Origin of the sequence: Amycolatopsis sacchari (genome assembly GCF_900114035.1) — a bacterium.
Classification (GTDB): Bacteria; Actinomycetota; Actinomycetes; order Mycobacteriales; family Pseudonocardiaceae; genus Amycolatopsis_E; species Amycolatopsis_E sacchari.
Genome location: NZ_FORP01000027.1, coordinates 37,353 through 59,593, shown reverse-complemented (window position 1 = coordinate 59,593; position 22,241 = coordinate 37,353). Strand labels below are relative to the sequence as shown.

General features: G+C 72.1%; 24 protein-coding genes. 12 read left to right on the top strand and 12 right to left on the bottom strand.

Annotated features, from left to right (window positions below; translation table 11 throughout):
- Positions 1–31: 31 nt before the first annotated feature.
- Positions 32–1,387, bottom strand: a complete 1,356-nt coding sequence (locus BMZ92_RS31015; protein WP_091514892.1) for an LLM class flavin-dependent oxidoreductase — start codon at positions 1,385–1,387, stop codon at positions 32–34.
- Positions 1,388–1,556: 169 nt separating this feature from the next.
- Between BMZ92_RS31015 and BMZ92_RS31010 the strand changes: the two genes are divergently transcribed.
- Both BMZ92_RS31010 and BMZ92_RS37635 read left to right on the top strand, forming a co-directional pair.
- Positions 1,557–2,432, top strand: a complete 876-nt coding sequence (locus BMZ92_RS31010; protein WP_091514889.1) for a LysR substrate-binding domain-containing protein — start codon at positions 1,557–1,559, stop codon at positions 2,430–2,432.
- Between the two features lie 239 nt (positions 2,433–2,671).
- Positions 2,672–3,001 (top strand): hypothetical protein, encoded by a 330-nt coding sequence (locus tag BMZ92_RS37635; protein ID WP_177228947.1) that lies wholly within the window; start codon positions 2,672–2,674, stop codon positions 2,999–3,001.
- A gap of 84 nt (positions 3,002–3,085) precedes the next feature.
- On the opposite strand, the gene BMZ92_RS31000 is transcribed toward BMZ92_RS37635, so the two are convergent.
- The gene (locus BMZ92_RS31000) at positions 3,086–4,051 is read right to left on the bottom strand and encodes an Lrp/AsnC family transcriptional regulator (protein ID WP_091514958.1); all 966 of its coding nucleotides are present in this window, start codon (positions 4,049–4,051) and stop codon (positions 3,086–3,088) included.
- A 114-nt stretch (positions 4,052–4,165) separates the two neighbouring features.
- On the opposite strand from BMZ92_RS31000, the gene BMZ92_RS30995 reads away from it, so the two are divergent.
- On the top strand, positions 4,166–5,608 hold the full coding sequence (locus tag BMZ92_RS30995) for an FAD-dependent monooxygenase (protein WP_091514884.1): 1,443 nt from the start codon (positions 4,166–4,168) through the stop codon (positions 5,606–5,608).
- 28 nt (positions 5,609–5,636) lie between these two features.
- Here the strand turns inward: BMZ92_RS30995 and BMZ92_RS30990 are convergent, their stop codons facing one another.
- The 3 genes from BMZ92_RS30990 to BMZ92_RS30980 are packed head-to-tail and all read right to left on the bottom strand — an operon-like array spanning position 5,637 to position 8,112.
- Positions 5,637–6,074, bottom strand: a complete 438-nt coding sequence (locus BMZ92_RS30990) for an SRPBCC family protein (protein ID WP_091514882.1) — start codon at positions 6,072–6,074, stop codon at positions 5,637–5,639.
- Positions 6,075–6,914: a phosphoenolpyruvate hydrolase family protein gene (locus BMZ92_RS30985; RefSeq protein WP_091514879.1), complete on the bottom strand. Its 840-nt coding sequence runs from the start codon at positions 6,912–6,914 to the stop codon at positions 6,075–6,077.
- A 1-nt stretch (position 6,915) separates the two neighbouring features.
- On the bottom strand, positions 6,916–8,112 hold the full coding sequence (locus tag BMZ92_RS30980) for a Tm-1-like ATP-binding domain-containing protein (protein ID WP_091514877.1): 1,197 nt from the start codon (positions 8,110–8,112) through the stop codon (positions 6,916–6,918).
- Between the two features lie 87 nt (positions 8,113–8,199).
- Here BMZ92_RS30980 and BMZ92_RS30975 point away from each other — a divergent pair, with 87 nt between their 5' ends.
- Positions 8,200–8,406 carry an RNA-binding S4 domain-containing protein gene (locus BMZ92_RS30975; protein WP_091514874.1) on the top strand — a complete coding sequence of 69 codons (207 nt, stop codon included), beginning with the start codon at positions 8,200–8,202 and terminating at the stop codon, positions 8,404–8,406.
- Between the two features lie 9 nt (positions 8,407–8,415).
- Here the strand turns inward: BMZ92_RS30975 and BMZ92_RS30970 are convergent, their stop codons facing one another.
- Together BMZ92_RS30970 and BMZ92_RS30965 are read right to left on the bottom strand one after the other, a co-directional pair.
- Positions 8,416–9,156: a S1 family peptidase gene (locus BMZ92_RS30970; protein WP_091514872.1), complete on the bottom strand. Its 741-nt coding sequence runs from the start codon at positions 9,154–9,156 to the stop codon at positions 8,416–8,418.
- A gap of 102 nt (positions 9,157–9,258) precedes the next feature.
- Positions 9,259–10,341, bottom strand: coding sequence for a DUF5937 family protein (locus tag BMZ92_RS30965; RefSeq protein ID WP_091514869.1), 1,083 nt, complete (start codon positions 10,339–10,341; stop codon positions 9,259–9,261).
- A gap of 158 nt (positions 10,342–10,499) precedes the next feature.
- Here BMZ92_RS30965 and BMZ92_RS30960 point away from each other — a divergent pair, with 158 nt between their 5' ends.
- The 4 genes from BMZ92_RS30960 to BMZ92_RS30945 are packed head-to-tail and all read left to right on the top strand — an operon-like array spanning position 10,500 to position 14,772.
- Complete coding sequence (locus BMZ92_RS30960; protein ID WP_091514867.1) at positions 10,500–11,234, top strand: amino acid ABC transporter permease; 735 nt, start codon at positions 10,500–10,502, stop codon at positions 11,232–11,234.
- Positions 11,234–12,013, top strand: a complete 780-nt coding sequence (locus BMZ92_RS30955; RefSeq protein WP_091514865.1) for an amino acid ABC transporter ATP-binding protein — start codon at positions 11,234–11,236, stop codon at positions 12,011–12,013. Before BMZ92_RS30960 ends, BMZ92_RS30955 begins: the two co-directional genes overlap by 1 nt.
- 33 nt (positions 12,014–12,046) lie before the next feature.
- Positions 12,047–12,880 carry an ABC transporter substrate-binding protein gene (locus BMZ92_RS30950; RefSeq protein ID WP_091514862.1) on the top strand — a complete coding sequence of 278 codons (834 nt, stop codon included), beginning with the start codon at positions 12,047–12,049 and terminating at the stop codon, positions 12,878–12,880.
- Positions 12,877–14,772: a CocE/NonD family hydrolase gene (locus BMZ92_RS30945; protein WP_091514861.1), complete on the top strand. Its 1,896-nt coding sequence runs from the start codon at positions 12,877–12,879 to the stop codon at positions 14,770–14,772. Before BMZ92_RS30950 ends, BMZ92_RS30945 begins: the two co-directional genes overlap by 4 nt.
- A 42-nt stretch (positions 14,773–14,814) precedes the next feature.
- On the opposite strand, the gene BMZ92_RS30940 is transcribed toward BMZ92_RS30945, so the two are convergent.
- Positions 14,815–15,210: a winged helix-turn-helix transcriptional regulator gene (locus tag BMZ92_RS30940; RefSeq protein ID WP_245783354.1), complete on the bottom strand. Its 396-nt coding sequence runs from the start codon at positions 15,208–15,210 to the stop codon at positions 14,815–14,817.
- Between the two features lie 97 nt (positions 15,211–15,307).
- On the opposite strand from BMZ92_RS30940, the gene BMZ92_RS30935 reads away from it, so the two are divergent.
- A complete protein-coding gene (locus tag BMZ92_RS30935) occupies positions 15,308–16,177 on the top strand; it encodes an alpha/beta fold hydrolase (RefSeq protein ID WP_091514856.1) in 870 nt (289 codons plus the stop codon).
- 2 nt (positions 16,178–16,179) lie between these two features.
- On the opposite strand, the gene BMZ92_RS30930 is transcribed toward BMZ92_RS30935, so the two are convergent.
- Positions 16,180–17,517 carry an MFS transporter gene (locus BMZ92_RS30930; RefSeq protein WP_091514854.1) on the bottom strand — a complete coding sequence of 446 codons (1,338 nt, stop codon included), beginning with the start codon at positions 17,515–17,517 and terminating at the stop codon, positions 16,180–16,182.
- Between the two features lie 53 nt (positions 17,518–17,570).
- Between BMZ92_RS30930 and BMZ92_RS30925 the strand changes: the two genes are divergently transcribed.
- Positions 17,571–18,182, top strand: a complete 612-nt coding sequence (locus tag BMZ92_RS30925; RefSeq protein ID WP_091514852.1) for a TetR/AcrR family transcriptional regulator — start codon at positions 17,571–17,573, stop codon at positions 18,180–18,182.
- Between the two features lie 237 nt (positions 18,183–18,419).
- On the opposite strand, the gene BMZ92_RS37630 is transcribed toward BMZ92_RS30925, so the two are convergent.
- A complete protein-coding gene (locus BMZ92_RS37630; protein ID WP_177228945.1) occupies positions 18,420–18,587 on the bottom strand; it encodes a hypothetical protein in 168 nt (55 codons plus the stop codon).
- Positions 18,588–18,658: 71 nt separating this feature from the next.
- A complete protein-coding gene (locus BMZ92_RS30920; protein WP_091514850.1) occupies positions 18,659–19,501 on the bottom strand; it encodes an SDR family NAD(P)-dependent oxidoreductase in 843 nt (280 codons plus the stop codon).
- Positions 19,502–19,571: 70 nt separating this feature from the next.
- Here BMZ92_RS30920 and BMZ92_RS30915 point away from each other — a divergent pair, with 70 nt between their 5' ends.
- On the top strand, positions 19,572–20,489 hold the full coding sequence (locus BMZ92_RS30915; RefSeq protein ID WP_091514847.1) for a LysR family transcriptional regulator: 918 nt from the start codon (positions 19,572–19,574) through the stop codon (positions 20,487–20,489).
- A 9-nt stretch (positions 20,490–20,498) separates the two neighbouring features.
- Here BMZ92_RS30915 and BMZ92_RS30910 read toward each other — a convergent pair whose 3' ends face one another.
- Complete coding sequence (locus BMZ92_RS30910) at positions 20,499–21,548, bottom strand: aldo/keto reductase (RefSeq protein ID WP_091514845.1); 1,050 nt, start codon at positions 21,546–21,548, stop codon at positions 20,499–20,501.
- Between the two features lie 101 nt (positions 21,549–21,649).
- Between BMZ92_RS30910 and BMZ92_RS30905 the strand changes: the two genes are divergently transcribed.
- A complete protein-coding gene (locus BMZ92_RS30905) occupies positions 21,650–22,234 on the top strand; it encodes a TetR/AcrR family transcriptional regulator (RefSeq protein WP_091514844.1) in 585 nt (194 codons plus the stop codon).
- Positions 22,235–22,241: the final 7 nt, after the last annotated feature.

Below are 22,241 nucleotides of genomic sequence, written 5' to 3'. Positions count from 1 at the left end.
GCGGACCTTCCAGCGTGGGGATCGGGCTCGGTCACGGCGCGAGCGCCGCGGGCTCGGCGGCTCGGCGGGCGGCGGTGTACCGGTTTTCGGGCACCGGCAGGCCGAGGTTTCCGCGCAGCGTGGTGGATTCGTACTCGCGGCGCACGACGCCGCGCTCGCGGAGGATCGGCAGGACCCGGTCGGTGAACAGCGCGAACTCACTCGGCGCGTTGACGGTGATGTTGACCCCGTCGAGGGCGCCCTCCTCGAACCAGCGCTCGATCGTGTCGGCCACCGTCTCCGGGGAGCCGACGAACGCCGAGCGCGCGGAGGCGTTGAGGTGCTCGACGACCTGGCGGAGCGTGAAACCGTTGTCCCTGGCCAGTTTCGTGATCGCCTCGGCCTGGGTGCGGAAACTGCGTTGCGCGTCGGCGCGGACGTCGGGGAACGGCGCGTCCAGGTCGTACCGGGTGAAGTCGTGCCAGCCGAAGGGACGGCCGAGTTCCCGGAGCGCCCGGTCGAAGCTCTTGGTGCCGAGCCTGGCGTCCTCCTTCGCCCTGGCTTCTTCGTCCGTGTCGGCGATGACCACCTGGATGCCCGGCAGCGTCAGCAAACCCTCCGGGTCACGGCCCTTCGCCGCCGCGCGTTCCCGCAGCTCGGTGCGGAATGCCTTCGCCTGCTCCAGCGAAGCGGCGTGGGTGAAGATCACCTCGCCGACCGCGGCGCCGAGGTCCCGGCCCTCCTCGGAGTCGCCGGCCTGGAAGATCACGGGTTGGCCCTGCGGGGAGCGTTCGAGGTTGAGCGGGCCTGCCACGGAGAAGTACTCGCCCTTGTGGTTGAGCGCGTGCTGCCGGTCCGGGTCGAAGAAGACGCCGGTCTCCTTGTCACGGGGGAAGGCACCGTCCTCATAGGAATCCCACAGCCCCCGCACCACCTGGACGTGCTCCAGCGCCCGCCCGTACCGGGTCGGGTAGTCGTAGTGCTCGTCGCGGCTGTAGTTGCCCGCGGTACCAGCGTCGCCGCTCGTGACCACGTTCCACCCCGCGCGGCCCCCGCTGATGTGGTCCAGCGAGTACAGGCGGCGCGCGACGTTGAACGGCTCGTTGTAGGACGTCGTGAGCGTCCCGACGAGGCCGATGCGGCTGGTGTGCACCGCGATCGCGGACAGCAGGGTCAGCGGTTCCAGCCTGCTCAGGTAGTGGTGCGGCGAGTTCTCCGTGATGAACTGGCTGTCCACAATGAACACCAGGTCGAAGCCGGCGGCCTCCGCGGCCCGGGCGCGGGCGATGTACCAGTGGACGTCGACGCTGGCGTCGCCGGGGATCTCGGGGTGGAGCCAGGTGTTGTGCTGGCCGGGGCCGCCGACGCCGAGGAGCACGGCGCCCAGCTTGAGGGTGCGACGGGGCATGACGATCCGTTTCTGCCGCGGGGACGGAGAACGCGAGGAGGCGCGCAGCCGGGCCGGGGAGGCTGCTGCACACCCCGATCATGCGCGGCGCACGCCGGGGATGTCCAACGACGTTTCACGATGCGGATCGATTACCGTTCCCGATGAATCGTCTTGTAGCTTCGCGAGCATGGACCAGATACTGGACATCGTGCCGCTGCGCAGTTTCGTCGCTGTCGCCGACCGCGGTGGCTTCCAGCGTGCCGCCACCTACCTCCACCTCAGCCAGCCGACCATCAGCCAGCACACGCGGCGGCTGGAGGCGGCCACGGGACGGCGGCTGGTGGCCCGCGACGGCCGCGGGTCGCGGTTCACCGCCGACGGCGAGCAGCTGCTCGGTTACGCCAGGCGGATCCTCGCGCTGCACGACGAAGCGCTCCGCAGCTTCGGTGTCGAAAACGCGGAGACGATCGTGATCGGGTCGACGGAGCACGCGGCGGCCCAGTTGCTCCCCCACCTGACCAGCACGCTGGGCAAATCCCTGCCCGACCACCGCGTCCGGTACCGCGTGGACCGCGGGACGGCGCTGCGCGAGGCGCTCGGCGCGGGCCGGATCGACCTGGCGCTGCTGCCCGGCGCGTCCGACGACCCGCGTGCCACCCCGGTCGGTGAACTGGAACTGACCTGGTACTGCGCGCCGGGGTGGACCCGGCCGGACGGGCCCGTCCCGCTCGTGGCCTTCGACAGCCCGTGCGCGTTGCGCACCAGTGCGCTGGAAACGCTGGCGGGACACGGGATTCCCGCCGAGATCGGCGCCGAGGCCAACCAGCTGGCGGGGGTGCACGCCGCGGCGGCCGCCGGTCTGGGCGTCGCGCTCCTCGCGACGTTCGGGCAGGTTCCGGAAGGGCTGGTCCCCTGTGCCGACCTGCCCGTTCCGGAACCGCTCCCCCTTTCCCTGTGGCGGCGCCAGGACCTGGACCCCTTCGTGTCCGGGCACACCGCCCGGTCCCTGCGCCGCCTCCTGACCGCGCACACGGCGCCGGTGGCGATCGCGCGGGGCGCCTGAGGGTTCAGCGCTGGATAGCGGGGCAGGTCCCGGTGTCTTCGCCGATCGAGTTGATCTGTGCGTTGTCCCGCGAATCACCCGCGTAGTCGTACAGATCGGTGCAGGACTCATCCCCCGTGCGCGGCCCCGGCGGCGTCGTGCTGCGCCCGGCCCGCTGGATCGGAGGGCAGGTCCCGGTCGTTGCGCCGATCGAGTTGATTTCGGCGTTGTCCCGCGAATCACCCGAGTAGTCGTACAGGTTGGTGCAGGACTCGTCCCCCGTCCGCGGCCCCGGCGGCGTCGTGCTCCTGCCGGACCGGGTCCGCTGTGCCTGCGCCGGGGGCCTGGTCGTGGAACTCTTCGCGGGCGGTGCGACCGCGACGGAGCTGCTCGGCGCCGCGGACGTGACCGGCGACGACGACGCGGGCGGCGACGACGACGCGGGCGGCGACGACGGTGTGGGCGTGGTGTTCAACGGCGAATCACACCCGGCCAGTACCGCACCGGCCAGCACGGCGCCCATCGAGACCATCGCCGCGGCGCGGAAACCGCGAAGTGCCTGCGGAACCATCGGCTTTCTCCTCCCCTGAACTTCCCTTTGCCCAGAAGACGCCGCAGGCGCGGTGGGGTTGCTCGCCCTTTCGGACATCGTCGCGTGTCCACAGAGGACGGACTTACTTGCGCGTCGCGGCCTGCTTGACGGTCCTGATCACCGGTGCCGTCTCGACGTGCGTGATCGCGGGCAGGGCGGCCACCCGGGTGGTCAGGTACCGGTACAGCTCCTCCTGGCTCGCGCACAGCACGCTCGCGTACAGGTTCGTCGGACCGGTCGTGGCGGCCGCGAACGCGATCTCCGGGTGCCCGGCGAGCGCCGCGCCGGCCTCCGCCAGGTGGGTGGGGGCGACCGAAAGCCAGAGCATGGTCCGGGTGCCGAGCCCGAACAGGGTCACGTCGATGTCGATGTCCAGGTACAGCAGCCCCCGTTCGCGGAGCTCGGCGAGCCTGCGCCGGACCGTCGTCGGGGACCAGCCGGTCACGGCGGCCAGCTCCTCGAACCCCGCCCGGCCGTCCTGGGCGAGCGCGGCGAGGAGCTTGCGGTCCCCGTCGTCGAGCCGCACGGGGCCCGGCCGCCGCGGGATCGGGGGCGGGCGCAGCCGCTCGATCGCCTCCTCGTCCAGCGAACCGAGCTTGGCGACCAGGCTGTCCGGGCCGCCGTAGAAGACGTGCAGCACGGAGTGCGCGGTCACGCCCTCCACGCGTGGCGTGCGTGGCAGCTTGGCCAGCAGCAGCGCCTCACTGTCGGCCTCGCTCTCGGTGCGGACCGCGCAGGTGATCTCCGTCCCTCCGGAGGTGATGCTCACCCACGACGTGTCGGGACGCCGGGCCAGCGCCTCGGCGACCGGGACCGTCGCGGTGGGCGCGCAGCGCACCCGCAGGAACCACATCACCGCGCCCAGGGCGACCGGGTCGGGCAAGCCGAGCACCCGCAGCGCCCCCGTCGAGCGCAACCGCGCGTACCGGCGGGCGATGGTGCGATCCGACACGCCGAGCACTTCGGCGATCGTGCTGAAGGGGGCCCTGCCGTTGATCTGCAGGGCGTGCACGAGCCGGCGGTCCAGCTCGTCGTAGTCGGATTCCACCTCCCGCACCGTACGCGGTGTCGTATCCCGACACAATCCGCCTGGTTCCTGGCGGGATCGTGGCGGCGGGCGAAGTGTCGATCACGTCCCGATCGACACAACCAGGGAGGATCCATGGACACCGAGGTGCTCGTGGTCGGCGCGGGGCCGACCGGCATGACACTGGCCAACGAACTGCGGGTGGCGGACGTGCCCGTCGTGCTGTCCGACAAGCTGTCCCAGCGCAGCACGCTGTCGAAGGCCGGCGCCGTGCAGTCCCGCACGCAGGAGGTGCTCGACCAGCGCGGACTGCTGGAACCGTTGCTGGCGCTCGAAGATTTCGCCACCGGCGGCGCTCACTTCGCCGGGGTCGACCTCCCGCTCGCCCACGGCAGGCACCGCCACCCGTGGCGGTCCATCACGCAGGTGGTGCTCGAAGGGTTCCTGGAGCGGCACCTCGCCGCCCACGGCATCCACGTCCGCCGCGACCACGAACTGACCGGCCTCACCCAGGACGCGGACGGGGTCACCGCGACCTTCGCGAACGGCCAGGTCGTCCGCTCCCGTTACCTCGTCGGCGCCGACGGCGGGCACAGCACGGTGCGGTCGCTGCTGGGCGCCGAGTTCCCAGGCAGGCCGGGCACGGCGACCACGGTCGCCGCCGACGTGCGGGTGCGGGGCGGCGACGACCTGGTGCTGAAGCACGTCCAGAGCGAGGACGGGCAGTGGGCGCGGATGTTCCCGCTCGGCACGGATGCGCAGGGCAGGCCGCTGCGCCGGCTTTCGCTGGGCGGGCGGGGCCGGTCACTGCCCCGGGAGACCCCGGTCACCGAGGACGAGATCCGCGAGGGGCTGCGCGCCGTCTACGGTTCGCGGGTCGAACTGCTCGAACTCCACTACGCCCACCGCATCACCAACGCGGCCCGGCAGGCCGCGCGGTACCGGCACGGCCGGGTGTTCCTGGCGGGCGACGCGGCCCACGTGCACCTGCCGATCGGCGCGCAGGGCATGAACACCGGGATCCAGGACGCGGTCAACCTCGGCTGGAAGCTCGGCGCCGCGGCGCACGGCTGGGCCCCGGCGCACCTGCTCGACACCTACCACGCCGAACGCCACCCGGTCGCGGCCATGGTGCTGCGCAACGTCCAGGCGCAGAGCCTGCTGATGGACACCCAGGGCAGCGGCGACCCGGACCTCGCGGCGCTCAAGGACCTGTTCGTGTCCCTGCTGCGGCTGCCCGAAGTGCAGTACGCCATCGACGACATGATGTCCGGCACCGGCATCCGCTACCCGATGCCCGGTGCGGGCGAGCAGTCGCTCGTCGGCCTCCCCGCGCCGGACCAGGACCTCGGGCCCGTCCGGGCACACGAGCTGCTGCGAAGTGGGCGCGGCGTCCTGATCGACCCGGCGGACCGGTTCGCCAAGGTCGCCGCCCTCTGGCAGGACCGGGTGGACCGCGCCGGCCAGGGCACCGGCGCCCAGCCGATGCTCGTCCGGCCGGACGGCTACGTGTGCTGGGCGGGCGACCCGGACGAGCTCGAACCGGCGCTGGGCCACTGGTTCGGCGAGCCGCGCTGAGCACCGGCCGGTGTCGATGTCCGTCGGCTCAGCGGCCGAAGTGCTCCGCGAGGCCGCTGATGCCGCCGGCGTACACGCCCTGACTGAAGGTGTGGTTCAGCCGCTCCTCGTCCCCGGCGTCCGCGTCGTAGTCGCACCACCACTCGACGAACGACTCGCCCGTCGCGGTGACCGGCGCGACCCGCACCGTGCTCACGTAGTGGCGCACGGGGAACGGACCCTCGATGATCTGGTAGGTGTAGCTGCGGTCCACGTCGTCGAGGCGCAGCAGCTTCTCCCTCACCGTGCCGCCGTCCGCGAGCGTCAGCCTGCGGACCGCGCCGACCTCGCCGGCGACCGCACCCGGTTCGATCTCACTCGACTCGATCCCCGGGTGCCACACCGGCAGCCCGTCGAAGTCCCGGACCACCGCCCACACCTCCGCAACGTCGGCGGGCACGATGCCACTCGAATACGGCCTGGGCATTCACTTCTCCTTCGCGGGCAGGTTCTTGAACGCGCGGGTCTGCTCGGTGAGCGCCCGCTCGACGGGCAGCCGCTCCATGCTGCTGGCGCCGTAGAACCCGTGGCAGTACTGGGTTTTCTCCAGCACGTACGCGGCGTCCTCCGGTTCGGAGATGGGGCCGCCGTGGCACAGCACGAGCACGTCGTCCCGGATCTCCCTGGCCGCCGAGGCCCATTCGTCGATCAGGGCCACGCAGTCGTCCAGGCTCTTCGCGGTGACCGCGCCGATCGAGCCACCGGTGGTCAAACCCATGTGGCACACCAGGATGTCGGCACCGGCCTCGGTCATCGCGCGGGCGTCGTCGGCGCTGAACACGTACGGCGTGGTGAGCAGGTCCGCCGCGCGGGCCGCGGCCACCATGTCCACTTCGGACTGGTAGCCCATCCCCGTCTCCTCCAGGTTGGCCCGGAACGTCCCGTCGATCAGCCCGACCGTCGGGAAGTTCTGCACGCCGGAGAAACCCAGGTCCGCCAGCCGGCGCAGGAAGCGGGGCACGTCCAGGAACGGGTCGGTGGCGTTCACCCCGGCCAGCACCGGCGTGTGCCGCACGACCGGCAGCACCTCGGCCGCCATCTCGACCACGATCTCGTTGGCGTTGCCGTACGCCAGCAGCCCGGCGAGCGAACCACGCCCCGCCATCCGGTAGCGGCCCGAGTTGTAGATGACGATCAGGTCGATGCCGCCCGCTTCCTCGCACTTCGCGGACAGCCCGGTCCCCGCGCCACCACCGACGATCGGCTCCCCGCGCGCGGCCATGTCCCTGAACTTCGCCAGCAGGTCCGCCCGGTCCAACCGTGGCACGTCAGTCCTCCCTCACCTCGTCGAAGGCCGCGACCAGTTCGGCCGCGAACTCCGGGTCGTTGATGTGGTGCGAAGACCGGACGAGCCGCCTGCTGCCGGTCTGGCGCACCTCGCGTTCCAGTGTGCCGAACAACGCCGCGTCCGCCTCGGGGTCGTGGAACGGCTGGCCTGGACTGTCCAATGCGGACACCCCGCCCTCGGGGATGAGGAACCGCACGGGACCTTCGCAGGCGTTGAGCTTCGCCGCGATGAACGACCCGATCCGCTCGCACTCCTCCGGGGTCGTGCGCATCAGGGTGATCTGCGGGTTGTGCGGGTAGAGCAGGCGGCCGGCGTAGCGCTCGGGCACGGTGTCGGCCGCGCCGAAGTTCACCATGTCCAGCGCACCGCAGGAACCGACGTAGGGCACCTTCGTGCGGGCGATCGCGTCCAGCCTGCCCTCGCCCGCGCTGAGGATGCCGCCCGCGATGTGGTCGCACACCTCGGTGGTGCTGATGTCGATCACGCCGCCGAGCAGGCCGTCGTCGACGAGTTTCTCCATCGCCTTGCCGCCGGTGCCGGTGGCGTGGAAGACCAGGCACTCGAACCGCTCGTCCAGCTGCCCGGTCACCGCGCGCACGCACGGCGTGGTGACGCCGAACATGGTCAGCCCGATCGCCTCCCGGTCGTCACCGGCCGGGACCGGGTTCGCGCACGCCCCGGCCAGCGCGTGCGCCGCGTTGCCCAGCACCCGGCGGGAAATCCGGTTCAGCCCGGCCACGTCGGTGACCGAGTGCAGCATGGCGATGTCGCTGCCCTCGACGTAGCCGGACACGTCCCCGGAGGCCACCGTCGACACCATGATCTTGGGCACGCCGACCGGCAGCGCCCGCATGGCCGGTGTGATCAGCGCCGTCCCGCCGGAACCGCCCAAGCCGATCACCCCGGACAGGTCGGGCGCGGTGGGCAGGTACCGCCGGAACGCCTCGGCCATCGCGGCCACCGCGCTGCCCCGGTCCCCGGTGAACACCGCGTCCGGGCCGTCCGGGTGCGCCTCCGCGACCCGCGTCGCGCGCACGTCCACCCCGTCACCACCGGAGCCCGAGGTGGACAGGTCCACCGTGCGCACCGTGACGCCCGCCGCGGCGATCAACCCCGCCACGTAGGCGAGTTCGTCGCCCTTGGTGTCGAACGTCCCCACCACGTACGCGATGCCCACCTTCGCCTCCCGCGTCCTCGCAAGATCCCGCCCCCCAAGTTAGTGGCCGTCCGGCGCGAGCGCACCTGTCCCGGGGATGATGACGGCATGCGCGAAGTCGTCATCAGCACCGACTCCATCCGGGTCGGTCAGTTCCTCAAGCTCGCGAACGTGGCCGACGCCGGTTCCGACGCCCGGTCGCTGCTGGAGAGCGGACGGGTCCGGGTCAACGGCGAGGCCGAGGACCGCCGGGGCCGCCAGCTCGTGCGCGGCGACGTCGTCACCGTGGGAGACACCGAACTGCGCGTCGGGTGAGGCCCGGTTTCAGCCGATGCCGGTCACGGAGCGGATCCACTCCCGCTGCTGGGAGATCTCGCCCGCACCCGCCATGGTCTCCCGGTCCGACGCGGCCAGCACGCCCACCAGGACCTCGCTGCCTCGCGGGCCGCTGGTCATGACCGGCCCGCCCGAGTCCCCGCCCGCCGGTTCCCCGGAGACCTTCCGCAGGCAGAAGTCCGGCCCGCCGGGCACGCTGAACCCGGCGCACTCGGCGACGCCGGTGGGCAGGACCTCCAGGTCCGCCTGCTTGAGCACGTCGGACTGGCACTGGTTCTCGTCCTCGGTGCAGGTGGCACCCCAGCCGTACTCACGGACGAGCTGGCCCGGCTGGACCGGATCATCGGACAACCGGGCAGGCTGGACCGCCATCGGGGGCACCTTGATCAGCGTCATGTCGGCCACCGGGTTGTCCACGCGGCTGCCGGGCACGGGATGCACCACGACGCCGTCGCGCTGGTCCAGGCTGCCGACGCGGAACTCGATCCGCGACTCGGCGAACGGGGCGTCCGGCTGCTCGTAGAAGCAGTGCCCCGCGCTGAGGACCCACTCCGGCGAGATCGCGGTGCCGGTGCACTCCGGCAGGCCGTCGACCAGCATCCGCACCGCCCAGGGACCGTAGTCGCTCACCGAGCCGCCGAGCACGGCCGACGCCGGTGTCGCCGACGCGCCCACCGCCGCCAGCACCAGCGGAACGGTCACCGCCAGGCCACGAAGACCACGCACCATTCGAACACACCCCTGTCCCCGAGAAACGATCACGTACTCAAGGGACGCGTACGAAGTGCCGAGGTTGCTTCACCCGAGACGCGTCCACTGTGGATGCCGTCGTCAGTGGATGATCGAGGTCAGCACGTCCAGGCCGAGCCGCATCAGGCGGTCGACCTCGATGCGGTGGTAGATCATCCGGCCGTCACGCCGGGAATCGAGCAGCCCGCTCTCGCGCAGGCGCGCCAGGTGACGGGAGACCTGCGGCAGCGTCATGCCGGTGCGGTCGGCGAGGTCGGACGTCGTGATCGGCTCGTTGACCAGGTGCCGGCACAGCGAAAGACGCGCGGGGTCGGACAGGACGGCCAGGCGCAGCCGCACCTGGGCGAGGGTGTCCCGCCCGCCGCCCGGCGGGAGCTCCACCGGGAAGTGCACGACCACCGGCCAGCCGGGATCGGCCTTCACGATGAGGTGCGGTCGCGTGTGGACGGACGGCAGGAGCAGGCAGCGGCGGCCCCGCAGGCCGGCACGCAGCGACTGGAGCTTGTCGAACACGACCGAAGGCGGGTCCTGCCGCACGGCCGCGTTGGTGCTGAGTGAGGCGAGCGCTTCGGCCATCGGCAGCGCCCTGACCCTGGCGCGCAGGCTCGCGCACTCGCTTTCCAGCCGGTGGTGGACGCGGTTCCACTCGTCCTCGAAGAACTCGGCGTGGCACGACGTCAGCAGGGCGAGCAGTTCGTGCCGGAAGGCCCCGGGATCGCGGACGAGGTGCCGCGCCAGCTCACCACGCCGGAACGAACGCCGCTCGCACGAAGCGATGTACTCCTCCCTGGCCGCCGAATCGTGCGCCAGGTCGCCGATCTCGTGGAAGACACCGTGGATCGCCTCGGCCGTGGCCGTGGTGAACCGGTCGAGCGGCAGCTCCGCGAGCCTGCGCAGTTCCTCGTCGAACGACAGCCCGAGCGGAGCGTCGGGCGGCAGCAGCGCGCGGCAGCGGCGCCGAGCCCAGAGCGGCGCGTACGTCGTGAGCCGGTGCTGGAGGTCGGCCGACAGCTCGGCCCGCACCCTCGTGAGCCACGGGCGGCCCTCGATGTGGTGCTCCGGCTCGGCGATCGCGTGCAGGCACGCCAGCAGCTCGGCCAGTGGCGAGACGCCCACCACGAGATCGGCTTTGCGGGCCCCCTGCACGGTCAGCACCACGGACATCGCCCCAGCGTACCCGGCACGTTTACCGCGGCCCCGGTAAACGTGGCCTGGTCGGCCACCGGTGCGCCTTAGCCTTGTCGGAACCGTCGTTCCAGCGCGATCCGCCGGGACGCCCGCACCCGCTCCGAGGTTCCGCGCACCACGAGAGGCCAGGTCCGATGCACGACTTCCTGCGCACCTTCTTCGACCTCCACGAAATCCTCCAGGTCCTGCCCACCCTGCTCACCGAAGGCCTGCGCAACACGCTGCTGATCGCCGCGCTGGCCATCGCGTTCGGCGTCGTCGCCGGTGTGCTGCTGGCGATGCTGCTGCTGTCCCGCAGACGGCTGGTGCGGCTGCCGGCGCGCCTGTACGTCGACGTCTTCCGCGGACTCCCCGCGATCGTGACCGTCAGCCTGGTCGGCCTCGGCCTGCCCGCGGCGGGCATCAGGCCGTTCGGGCGCGAAGCGCTGGGCTACGCGGTGCTGGCGATCGCACTCATCTCGGCCGCCTACTCGGCGGAGATCTTCCGCGCCGGCATCCAGTCCGTACCCCGCGGTCAACTGCACGCCGCACGCAGCCTCGGCATGCCGTACCTCACGGCGATGCGCGTGGTCGTCGTGCCCCAGGGGGTGCGCAACGTCCTGCCCGCGCTCGCCGGCCAGTTCATCATCGACATCAAGGAGAGTGCCCTCGTGTACCTGCTCGGTCTCGGGCTCGGGCAGCGTGAGCTGTACTTCATCGCCCAGGAGCGGCAGGCGGCCACCTACAACTCCTCGGCGCTCGTGGCCGCCGGCCTGTGCTACCTCCTGCTCACCATCCCCCTGACCTACGCGGTGAACCTGCTCGACCGCCGCATGCGCGAAGGCCGCCGGCCCCCGGTGACCGCCGCACCCGCGAAGGCGGTGGCGTGATGCCGGGCCAAACCGCGTCCGTCCCGCCGTCCGCCACCGAAACCGGTGCCACCGCCGCGATCTCGATCCGCGGCCTGCGCAAGGACTACGGCCCGCTCGAAGTGCTGCGCGGCGTCGACCTCGACGTCGCGCCGGGCGAAACCGTTTGCGTCATCGGCAGGTCCGGCTCCGGCAAGTCCACTTTGCTCAAGTGCCTCAACCTCCTGGAGGAGCCCACCGCGGGGGAGATCCTGCTCGGCGGCACGCCCATCACCGGCCCGGGTGTCGACGCCGACCGGGTGCGCGTGCGGGTCGGCATGGTGTTCCAGCACTTCAACCTGTTCGGCCACATGACGGTGCTGGGCAACGTGACGGCCGCGTTGCGCCACGTCCGGCGGATGGATCGGCGTTCCGCCGAAGCGACGGCAATGGCCCAGCTCGAACGGCTCGGGCTGGCCGGTTTCGCGAGCCAGCGCCCGCACCGCCTCTCCGGCGGTCAGCAACAGCGCGTGGCGATCGCGCGCGCACTCGCGATGGAGCCCGAGGTCATGCTGTTCGACGAAGCGACTTCGGCGCTGGACCCCGAGCTGGTGAAGGACGTGCTCGACGTGATGGGCGCACTCGCGTCCTCCGGGATGACGATGGTCGCCGTCACCCACGAGATCGGCTTCGCCCGTGAAGTCGCCGACCGGGTCGTGTTCATGGACGAGGGCCGTGTCGCCGAATCCGGCCCCGCCCGCGCCACGCTCGAAAACCCCGCGACCGAGCGCCTGCGCGACTTCCTCGCCCGGGTCCTCTGACCGCGAAACCCACCCTCCCGAAAGGACTCACCGATGTCCCCCGTTCCGAAGCGGACCGCCGCCGCGGTGGCCGCGTGCGCACTCTTGCTCGCCGGCTGCTCGTCGTCAGCGGACGACGACCCCTACGGCCTGCAGGACCCCGGTGTCCTCCACGCCGCGACCCAGACCAGCCAGCCCCCGTTCGCCTACGGCGACCCGTCCGGCAAGCCGGTCGGGTTCGTCATCGACCTCACCGACGAGATCGCGAAACGCCTGCGGGTGCGGGTGGAGTACCAGGCGACGTCCGTGACGTCGTCGCTCGCCGGGCTCACCTCCCACCAGTACGACCTGGCCGCGGCCGGGCTGGGGGTCACGCCCGAACGGCAGAAGACGGTCAGCTTCACCAAGCCGTTGTTCTGGAGCACCACCGCGGTGCTCACCACCACGAAGACGACGGCCACGCAGCTGACCGCCTTCGGCGGCCACAAGGTCGGCGTGGTGACCGGTTCGGCGCAGGAACCCTTCGTGCCCGCGAAGATGCCGGGCGCCAACCCGGTCTCCTTCCCCACCGCCAACGCCGCGATCAGCCAGCTGCTCAACGGCAACATCGATGCGTTCGTCGTGGGCGGCCCCGACGCCGAACACTTCCTCGGCCAATACCCCGCGCTGCGCGTCGCCACCACCGAGCCGGTCGACCACCCGACGGCGATGGCCGTCGCCAAGGACCACCAAGCCCTCCTCACCGCCGTCGACGAACAGCTGGGCGCGATGGTCGCCGACGGCACCTACGCGCGGCTCTACCGCAAGTACTTCACGACCGCGCCGCTGCCGCAGCTGCTGTCCGCGTGGCCGGCGCTGAACGCGCAGTTCGCCGGAGGCGGCCGGTGAGCGGCTGGGAGGAACTCGCACCGGGCTGCTGGCGGACCGTGCTGGAGATCCCGGCGCGTGACGGCGTCCGCCTCGTCGCCGATCTCTACGCCCCCGAGCCGGATCCGCCGGCGGGCACGGTGGTACTGGAACGAACCCCGTACGGCCGCCGGGCCGTGCGCAGGTCCGACGGGCGCATGGGAGCGAAGCTGCCGCCCCCGCCCGAGGCGGTCGCGGAGCGGTTCGTCCGCGGCGGCTACCTGGTGGTGCGCCAGGACTGCCGCGGCCGGGGCGACTCCGGCGGAACCTTCACCAAGTACCTCAACGAGGCGGAAGACGGCTACGACACGGTGGCCTGGCTGGTCCGGCAGGACTGGTGCGACGGCCGCGTCGCGACGATGGGGGTGTCCTACTCCGCGCACACGCAGGCCGCGCTCGCCTCCCTCGGCGCGCCGGGACTGGCTGCGATGTTCCTCGACTCCGGCGGGTTCGCCAGCGCCTACGAAGCCGGCACGCGGATGGGCGGCGCGTTCGAGCTGAAGCAGGCGACGTGGGCGTTCCACCGGGCCCGCAACAGCACCGAGGTCCGCGAGAACGCGGTGCTCGCCGCGGCACTCGACGCCGAAGACCTCGAAGCGTGGTTCAGCCGCATGCCGTGGCGGCGCGGCGCGAGTCCCCTGCGGTTCGTCCCGCGGTACGAGGACTACCTGCTGCAGCAGTGGGAACACGGCGTCTTCGACGACTACTGGCGCCAGCCCGGCATCTTCGCGCGGGGGTACTACGACGCCTTCCCCGACGTCCCCAGCCTGCACATGTCCAGCTGGTACGACCCGTACGTGCGCACGGCCACCGAGAACTTCCGCGAGCTGGGCCGCAAGAAGCACAGCCCGGCCTACCTCGTGCTCGGGCCGTGGACGCACGGGGCGCGCAGCGTGAGCCACGCGGGCGACGTCGACTTCGGACCGCACGCCGTGCTCGACGGCAACCTCGACGAGGACTACACCACCATGCGGCTCCGGTGGTTCGACGCCCACCTGAAACCGGGCATCGCGGCCACCCGGCCCCCGGCGGTGCGGTACTTCCTCATGGGCGGGGGTTCGGGCCGTCGCACCCCCGAGGGACGTCTGGACCACGGCGGCCGGTGGCGCACCGCCACCGCCTGGCCGCCCGAGGAGACGACGGACCTGGTCCTCGAACTCCGCGCCGACGGCAGCCTCGCCGAGCCCGGCACCCCGCACCCGCCCGGCCCGGAGTTCCTGGAGTACGACTTCGACCCGGCCGATCCCGTGCCCACGCTCGGCGGAGCGGTCACCTCCGGCGAGCCGGTCATGTCCGGCGGCGCCTTCCACCAGCGGCCCGACGAGCGGTTCTTCGGCGCCAGGCCGCCGTTCCTGCCGTTGGAGAGCAGGCCCGACGTCCTCGTCTTCCAGACCCCTCCGCTGACCGCGGACGTCTCCGTGGCCGGTCCGGTCACCGTGCGGCTGACGGTGTCTTCGAGCGCGGTCGACACCGATTTCACCGTGAAGCTCCTCGACGTGCACCCGCCCAGCGCCGACTACCCGCAGGGGTTCGCCATGAACCTCACCGACGGGATCCTGCGCTGCCGCTACCGCGACTCGTTCGCCGAACCCACGCCGCTGGTGCCGGGCGCGACCTACGCGATCACGGTGGAAGCGCCGGACACGGCGAACCTGTTCACGGCCGGGCACCGGATCCGCCTCGACGTCAGCTCCAGCAACTTCCCGAGGTTCGACGTCAACAGCAACACCGGCGCACCCGAGGCGGGCGACCGGCGGAAGGTCGTCGCCACGAACCGCGTGCACCTGGCGGGCCGGTCGTGGCTCACCCTCCCGGTCCTGCCCGCGTACGCGACTTCCACTCGTGACGCCGCAGGGCCTACCAGAGCCCGCTGATCTCCCCGGCCGATTCCGGCGTCCGGCCCGGCCACCGACCGGTCACGCGGCCCCGGAACCCGCGCGCGCGTCGTGGTCCTCGTTGGCGCGGTCGATCTCGGCCATGTGCTCCTCGGCCCAGTTCCGCAGTGCCGCGAGGGGGACCTCCAGCGACAGGCCCAGCTCGGTGAGCCGGTAGTGCACGCGGGGCGGCACGGTCGGCTCGACGCGCCGGACGGCCAGCCCGTCGCGCACCAGGCTCTGCAGGGTGACCGACAGCATCTTCTGCGAGACACCCGGCATCCGGCGCCGCAGGTCGGCGAACCGCACCTCCTCGGGGGCGGCCTCGGCGAGCACCTTCACCGCCATGGAGGTCCACTTCGTGCCGACGCGGTCCAGCAGCCGGCGGGTCGGGCACAACGGGTCGAACAGATCGCCGCGGGCCTGCCGTGTGGTCACCCGGACCTCACCACCTGTCGGGAAAGTGCCGTCTTGGCGGCACGACTGCGGTTGCCTACCGTTTCCTGGTAACCAATGGTAACCACCTGGAGGACGGATGTCCCACCCCCAGCCGGTCACGCTGCACCGGATCGCGACCAACGGCATCGAGGCCAACGTGGCCGTCGCCGGCACCGGCCCAGCCGTCGTGCTGCTGCACGGCTTCCCCTACACCTGGCGGCTGTGGAGCCGGGTCATCGGCCCGCTGTCGGCGAGCCACCGGGTCATCGCCCCTGACCTGCGGGGTTTCGGCGGGAGCACGCGCGCGGCGGACGGGTACGACGCGGGCACGCTCGCCGCCGACGTCGACGGGATCCTCGACGCCCTGGGCGAACCCTCCGCGGCCGTGGTCGGTATCGACGCCGGCACCCCCGTGGCGTTCCTGCTCACCCTCCGGCGGCCCGACCGCGTGCGGCGGCTCGTGGTGATGGAATCCCTGCTCGGCACGCTGCCCGGCGCCGAGGAGTTCCTCGCGCCCGGCCCACCGTGGTGGTTCGGCTTCCACGCGGTGCCCGGGCTCGCCGAAACCGTGCTGGCCGGGCACGAAACCGAGTACCTCGACTGGTTCCTCGCGGCCGGGACCCGCGGCCGCGGCGTGCCGCCGGACGTCCGCGAGGCGTTCCTCGCCGCCTACACCGGGCGAGACGCGCTCCGCTGCGCGTTCTCCTACTACCGCGCGCTGCCCGAGAGTGCCCGCCAGATCGACGAGGCCACCGCACGCGCCCGTCTCACCGTGCCCACGCTGGCGATCGGCGCGCACCCCGTCGGCCGCTCGCTGGAACGGCAACTGCGCCCCGTCACCGACGACCTGACCGGGCACCTGATCCCCGACTGCGGCCACATCATCCCGCTGGACCGCCCACGGGAACTGCTCGAAATCCTCACGCCCTTCCTGGCTGCACCGGTGGAGCAGCCAGCGAGTGATTGAGGTCAGGCCTTTGGCGCCAACCGCCCGGCCACCAGCACCCCGAGGAGACCGAGCACACCCGTCGCGGCGAATATCGCCGCGAACGCGGGCGGCACCGCGCCCTGGTGGGCTACCAGCGCGCCGCCCGCACCGCTGGTGATCGCCGTCGCCAGTGTCTGGGCCAGCTGGAGCGCCGCGCTCACCGACCCCTGCCGACCTTCCGGCGCCCTGCCGAGGGTTTCGGTGGTGGCGGCGTTGAACGCGGCGCCCATCCCGGCGCCGCCGATCGCCCAGCCGAGCACCGCCAGCAGTCCCGGCCCGGCGAGCACCCCCAGCGCCAGCACCGCCACCCCGGCCACCAGCACCACGAACCCCCCGCCGACCGCCGCCCGGCGCCCGCGGTCCCACTTGGCCTGCAACGCCGAACCGGCCACCCAGCTCAACGCTCCCGCCGACAACCCGAGCCCGGCTTCGAGCGCGCTCAGGTGCCGGAGTTCCGTCAGGCCCAGCGGCAGGAACGCCTCGGTGCCGAAGTACACCGCGCACAGCAGGAACCGCACGACGACGCCGGCGGGCACACCACGCCGGACGGTGAGCGTTCCCTCCGGCGTGACGTGCCGGAGCGCGAACACCGAGGCCGCCAGCCCGGCCACGGCCAGCGGAACCAGCAGGGCCATCGAGCGCTGTCCCAGTGCCGCCACCAGGATCCCGGAACCCACGGCGAGCACGACGCTGTTGACCAGCGGACCGCGCCACCCCGGCACGGCACGGGGCCGCCTATCCCGAGGGAGCCCGGGAAGTGTGCACCACGCGGCGACGGCGGCGAGCGGGACCATGCACACGAACACCACCCGCCACCCCATGGCGCTCGCCACGGCCGCCGCGAGGACGGGACCGACGAGCGACGGGATCGTCCAGGCCGAGGACAGCAGGGCGAACATGCGGGCACGCAGGCGTTCGGGGTAGACGAGGCCGATCAGCGTGTACGCCATCGCCATCACGGCCCCGACGCCGAGCCCCTGCACGAGCCTGCCGAGCAGGAACAGCGGCCAGACCGGAGCCGCTCCGGCCAGCACGCTGCCGAGCGCGAACGCCGCGAGCCCGGCCGCCAGCGGCCGTTTCGGTCCCCTCCGGTCCGCGGCGTGCCCGGCGAGCACGGTGCCGACGATGTTCGCCAGCATCAGCGCGGCCACGCCCCAGCCGTAGGAGCCGAGGCCGTCGAGGTCGCGGGCGATCTCCGGCAGGATCGTGGCCACGCCGAGGGATTCGAGCGCGACGAGGCCGACCGTGAGCACCATGCCGGCAGTGCGGGAGCGGTAGCGGGGCGAAAGCACCCCTTCGGATGTGGTCGAGTGGGTCACGGTCGCAATTATGTTCCGTTTCGCAACGCAATGGAAGTGGTAGGGTGCATCGCGTGCCGAACAACCGCTCCGGGCGACCGCGTGACGACCGCATCGACAGCGCGGTCCGTCAGGCCACAGTGGACATCCTGAACGAGGTCGGGTACGCGAACCTCACGCTGGAGGCCGTGGCGAGCAAGGCCGGCACGAGCAAACCCGCGCTCCGGCGACGCTGGGCGAGCAGGAGGCACCTGGTCGTCGACGCGCTCGTCGCGACCGTCGGCGCCACCCCCACCCCCGACACCGGCTGCACCCACTGCGACCTGGTCGCGGGCATCCAGACCCTCACGGACGCCTTCACCACGCGCATCGGCAGGCGCGCGCTGCCCGCGCTCGTGGCGGACCTCGCCGACGACCCGGAGCTCGCGGAGCTGTTCCTGGACAAGTACTTCCACACCCGGCGCGCCTCCACGGCGGAGGCGCTGCGCCGCGGCGTCGAACGCGGCGACCTCAACCCCGACGTCGATGTCGACCTCGTCCTCGACATGCTCGCCTCGACGACGTACTACCGGGTCCTCTTCGGACACCTGCCGGTGACGCCGCGGCTGGCGGAGCAGGTCGTGGACGTGGTGCTGACGGGGGTCGCCACGCCGCGGCTCCGCCGCCGCCGTCATCGGGCGCTGTGACGTCGCTCGGGGGTGCCGGGCGTCGCGGAGCACGCCTTTGCGGTGGCGGACCAGGCGGGGGCGCTGCGCGGGACAGGCTGACCTCGGCGAGATCTTCGCGCAGCTGGGCATCGAGGTCCGCGAGCACGCCCTGGTCACCGAGGTCCGCACGGACGGCGTGCTGCTCGACGACGGGCAGCACGTGGTAGCGCACACAATGGTCTGGACCACTGGTTTCCACGTGCCTCGCCCCGAGATCTACGGCATCGGCGACGCGACGGCGGCACACGAGCGGGACGGCCAGGAGCTGCGCATGGCGTGCGCGACGGCTCTCCCGTGCGCCGGGCACGTGGTGGCCTCGCTGTCCACCCGGCTCGCGGGCCGCACCCCGAAACCCTTGCGGTTCCGGTACTTCAACCAGTGCATCAGGAGCCATCGTGCGGGGAGCCGCGTACGTGCAACGCCGCCCCGGCGTGCTGGCCCTCCCCTGACGTGGCTCACCGCCACGGCAGGACCTCGCCGTAGCGGACCAGTTCGCCGTAGTGTGCGGGGTCGGCAGGCTGGAACACGAGGTCCAGCAAGGCTTTCGCGGCCTCGGCGGGACTCGGTGCGGTGCTGGCGTCCCACCAGAGGGCGGACGTCGGCGTGTTCATCATCCCGGGGCACACGGCGGCGAGCAGGATCCCCCGCGCCAGGTCGTCGTCGCGGCGCTGGGCGGCGAGTGCGCGCACGGCCGCGACCTGGCCGATCTTGGACGGGATGTTGACGAAACCCGGCCAGTCACCGGCCCGGGCGCTGCCGTCCTCGACCGCGTCGCGCCACGCCGCGACCTGGTGGTCCACCTCGTCCAAAGAGGACAAGGCGTCGAACCGGTCGTGCAGGACCGGTGCCAGGTGGCGCAGCGTGCCGAACGAGCTGGCGACCACGAGGAACCGGCCGCCGTCCCGCAGCAACGGCGCGAAGGCGCGGAGCAGCCGGGTGGTGCCGAAGTTGTTGACCTCGGCGTAAGCGCGGACGACCGCACGCGGGTCGTCGTCGGGACCGACGCGCATGACGGCGTTGCCGAAGACGATGTCGACCCCGCCGTGCCGCTCGGCGAGCCGCGTGGCGAGACGGGCGGCCGCACCAGGCTCGGCGACGTCGAGGACCTCACCGCGGACCTCGGCGCCGCCCGCCGGCAAGGCTTCGACGGCCTGGGCCACGCGCCCGGCGTCACGACCGGTCAGGTACACCGTGTCCTGAGTGGACAGATGTTGGGCGAGCCCTTCGACGAGGGCAAGGCCGAGGCCTTGCGTGGCGCCGGTGACGAGAGCGACTTCGGGGGTTCGGAGTACGTCCACAACTCCACGCTAGGCGCGGTTCGACCATGCCGGCAGCGAGAGAAACGCACACCTGGTATGCATTTGTCTCATGTCACTGTCCGACGCGTCGATGACCTCGCTGCGGGTGTTCCGCGAGGTGGCCGAGCGCGGCACGCTCACCGCCGCGGCCGCCGCGCTCGGCTACACCCAGTCCGCCGTCTCACGGCAGATCGCCTCGTTGGAACGCGCGGCGGGCACCCCGCTGCTGGAACGGCGCCGCGACGGGGTGCGGCTCACCCCCGCCGGGCAGCTCGTGGTGCGCCGCGCGGCCGACGTGCTCGACCGGCTCGACGCCACCGCCCGCGAACTGGCCGGGCTACCCGGCGAAGGGGCCACCGTCCGGCTCGGCTGGTACCCCATCGCGGGCGCCGACCTGCTCCCCCGCGCCCTGTCCGCGCTGCGGCGCACGCACCCCGCCATCACCGTGGTCAGCCGGGAGGGCCGCACCCCGGCACTGGTCCGCGCCCTGCGCGCCGGGACGATCGACCTCGCCCTGCTGGCCTCGGCCCCGCCGTTCCGCCCGCCCGACACCGAAACGCCCGCACTGGCGGTGCGGACGCTCACCGAGCGCAGCCTGCGTGTCGCCGTGCCCGCGGACCACCCGCTCGCCCGCCAGGACTACCTCGACGTCACGGATCTGCGCGGGCAGCGGTGGATCGGCGGGTCGGGTGACGAGTACGTCATGGGGGTGTGGCCCGGGCTGGACGAGCGGCCCGAGATCGCCCACACCGCCCGCGACTGGCTCGCCAAACTGCACCTCGTCGCCGCCGGCTGCGGCATCACCACCGTGCCCGGCGCGATCGAATCCGTGCTGCCACCGGGAGTGCGCGTACTGCCCGTGCGCGGCGGCCCCGGCGAGCGACGACGGGTGCTCCTCGCCCACCTCCCACGACCACTTCCGGAGGCGGCGGTTCGCGTCGCCGCCGCGTTGCGCTCCGCCGCACTCGAAACGGACAGGCGGCCGTGACGATCATCCTTACGTCAGCGCCATTCCGGGGACGCGGGCGCGGATCGCGGCCAGGGTCGCCTCGTCCGAGACGCCCTGCCAGTCGTACCGCGGCGTGTAGGGAGCGTTCAGGGCTCGGAGGTCCTCGTCGGTGAGCTGGACGTCCAGCGACGCGACGGCCTCGTCGATCTGCTCGACCGACCGAGCCCCGACCAGCGGAGCCGTGACGACCGGCTGGCGGTGCAACCAGGCCAGCGCGACCGCCGCGCGGCTCACGCCGTGGGCGGCCGCGACCTTGCCGACCGCGTCGATGATCGCGCGGTTCGAGGCCTCCTGCTCCGGCGTGTACAGCAGGTCCGCGTAGGCACCGTCGGTTTCGGCGCGGGCGGTGGCTTTCGCGTCGTCCCAGGCGCGGGCGAGGCGGCCGCGGGCCAGCGGGCTCCAGATGATCGTGCCCACGCCTTCGTCGAGGCACAGCGGGATCATCTCGCGCTCTTCCTCGCGGGCGAGCAGGTTGTAGTGGTCCTGCATGGACACGAACCGCGCCCAGCCGTGCCGCTCCTGCAGGTGCAGGGCCTTCGCGAACTCCCACGCGAACATCGACGACGCGCCGAGGTACCGCACCTTGCCCGCCTTCACGAGGTCGTGCAGCGCTTCGAGGGTCTCCTCCAGCGGGGTCGCGTGGTCGTTGCGGTGGACCTGGTACAGGTCGATGTAGTCGGTGCCGAGCCGCCGCAGGGAGTGGTCGACCTCGGTCATGACCGCCTTGCGGGACAGGCCACTCCCGTTCGGCCCCGGCCGCATCGGGTGCCGCAGTTTGGTGGCGATGACGACGTCGTCGCGGCGGGCGAAATCCCTCAGCGCGCGGCCGAGGATCTCCTCGCTGGACCCGTTCGAGTACATGTTCGCCGTGTCGAAGAAGTTGATGCCCACCTCCAGCGCGTGCTTGATCAGCGGCCGGGCCTGGTCCTCGCCGAGGGACCAGACGGGGTGGCCGCGGTCGGGCTCGCCGTAGGTCATCGCGCCGATCGCGATGGGCGAGACGTCGAGGCCGGTGGTGCCGAGCTTGCGATAACGCACGGGGTCCTCCTGGGGAGCAAACTCGCGGAGGATTCTCCGCAAGTGCTCGCCAAACTAGCGGAGGATTCTCCGCATGTCAAAGCGTGCGGCATCATCGGGGTATGACCGACCAGAAGCCGGGGACCTACGGCACGCAGCGCAAGGCCGCCGCGCGCAACCGGGCCGCGATCATCGAGGCCGCCCACGAGCTGTTCGCCGAGAACCCCCACGTGCCGCTGAGCGAGGTCGCCAAGCGCGCCGGCGTCGGCGCCGGAACGCTCTACCGCCACTTCCCCACTCGCGAGGACCTGATCCTCGCCGCCTACCAGCACGACATCGAGCGCCTGACCGCCACCGCCGACGAGGTGCTGGAACGCCACCGCTCCGCGAAAAAGGCGTTCGTCGAGTGGTTCGAGACCCTCTCGGCCTACGTCCGCATCAAGCACGGCCTCGGAGACGCCCTGCACAGCGCCGCCGCCCAGGACGTGATCGCCGCGTCCTGGGCGCCGACCACCGCGGCCGTGAAGAAACTCGTCGACGCCTGCGTGGCCGAGGGCAGCATCGCCCCCGGCCACGACCCGGCCGACATCATCATGCTGATGAGTTTCCTGTGGCGCGTCGCCGACGACGATGAGGGCGCCGCGCAGGCACGCCGCCTGATCGCCACCGTGTTCTCCGGGCTCCAGGAGGCACCTCGGCCGCTCTGACGCGACA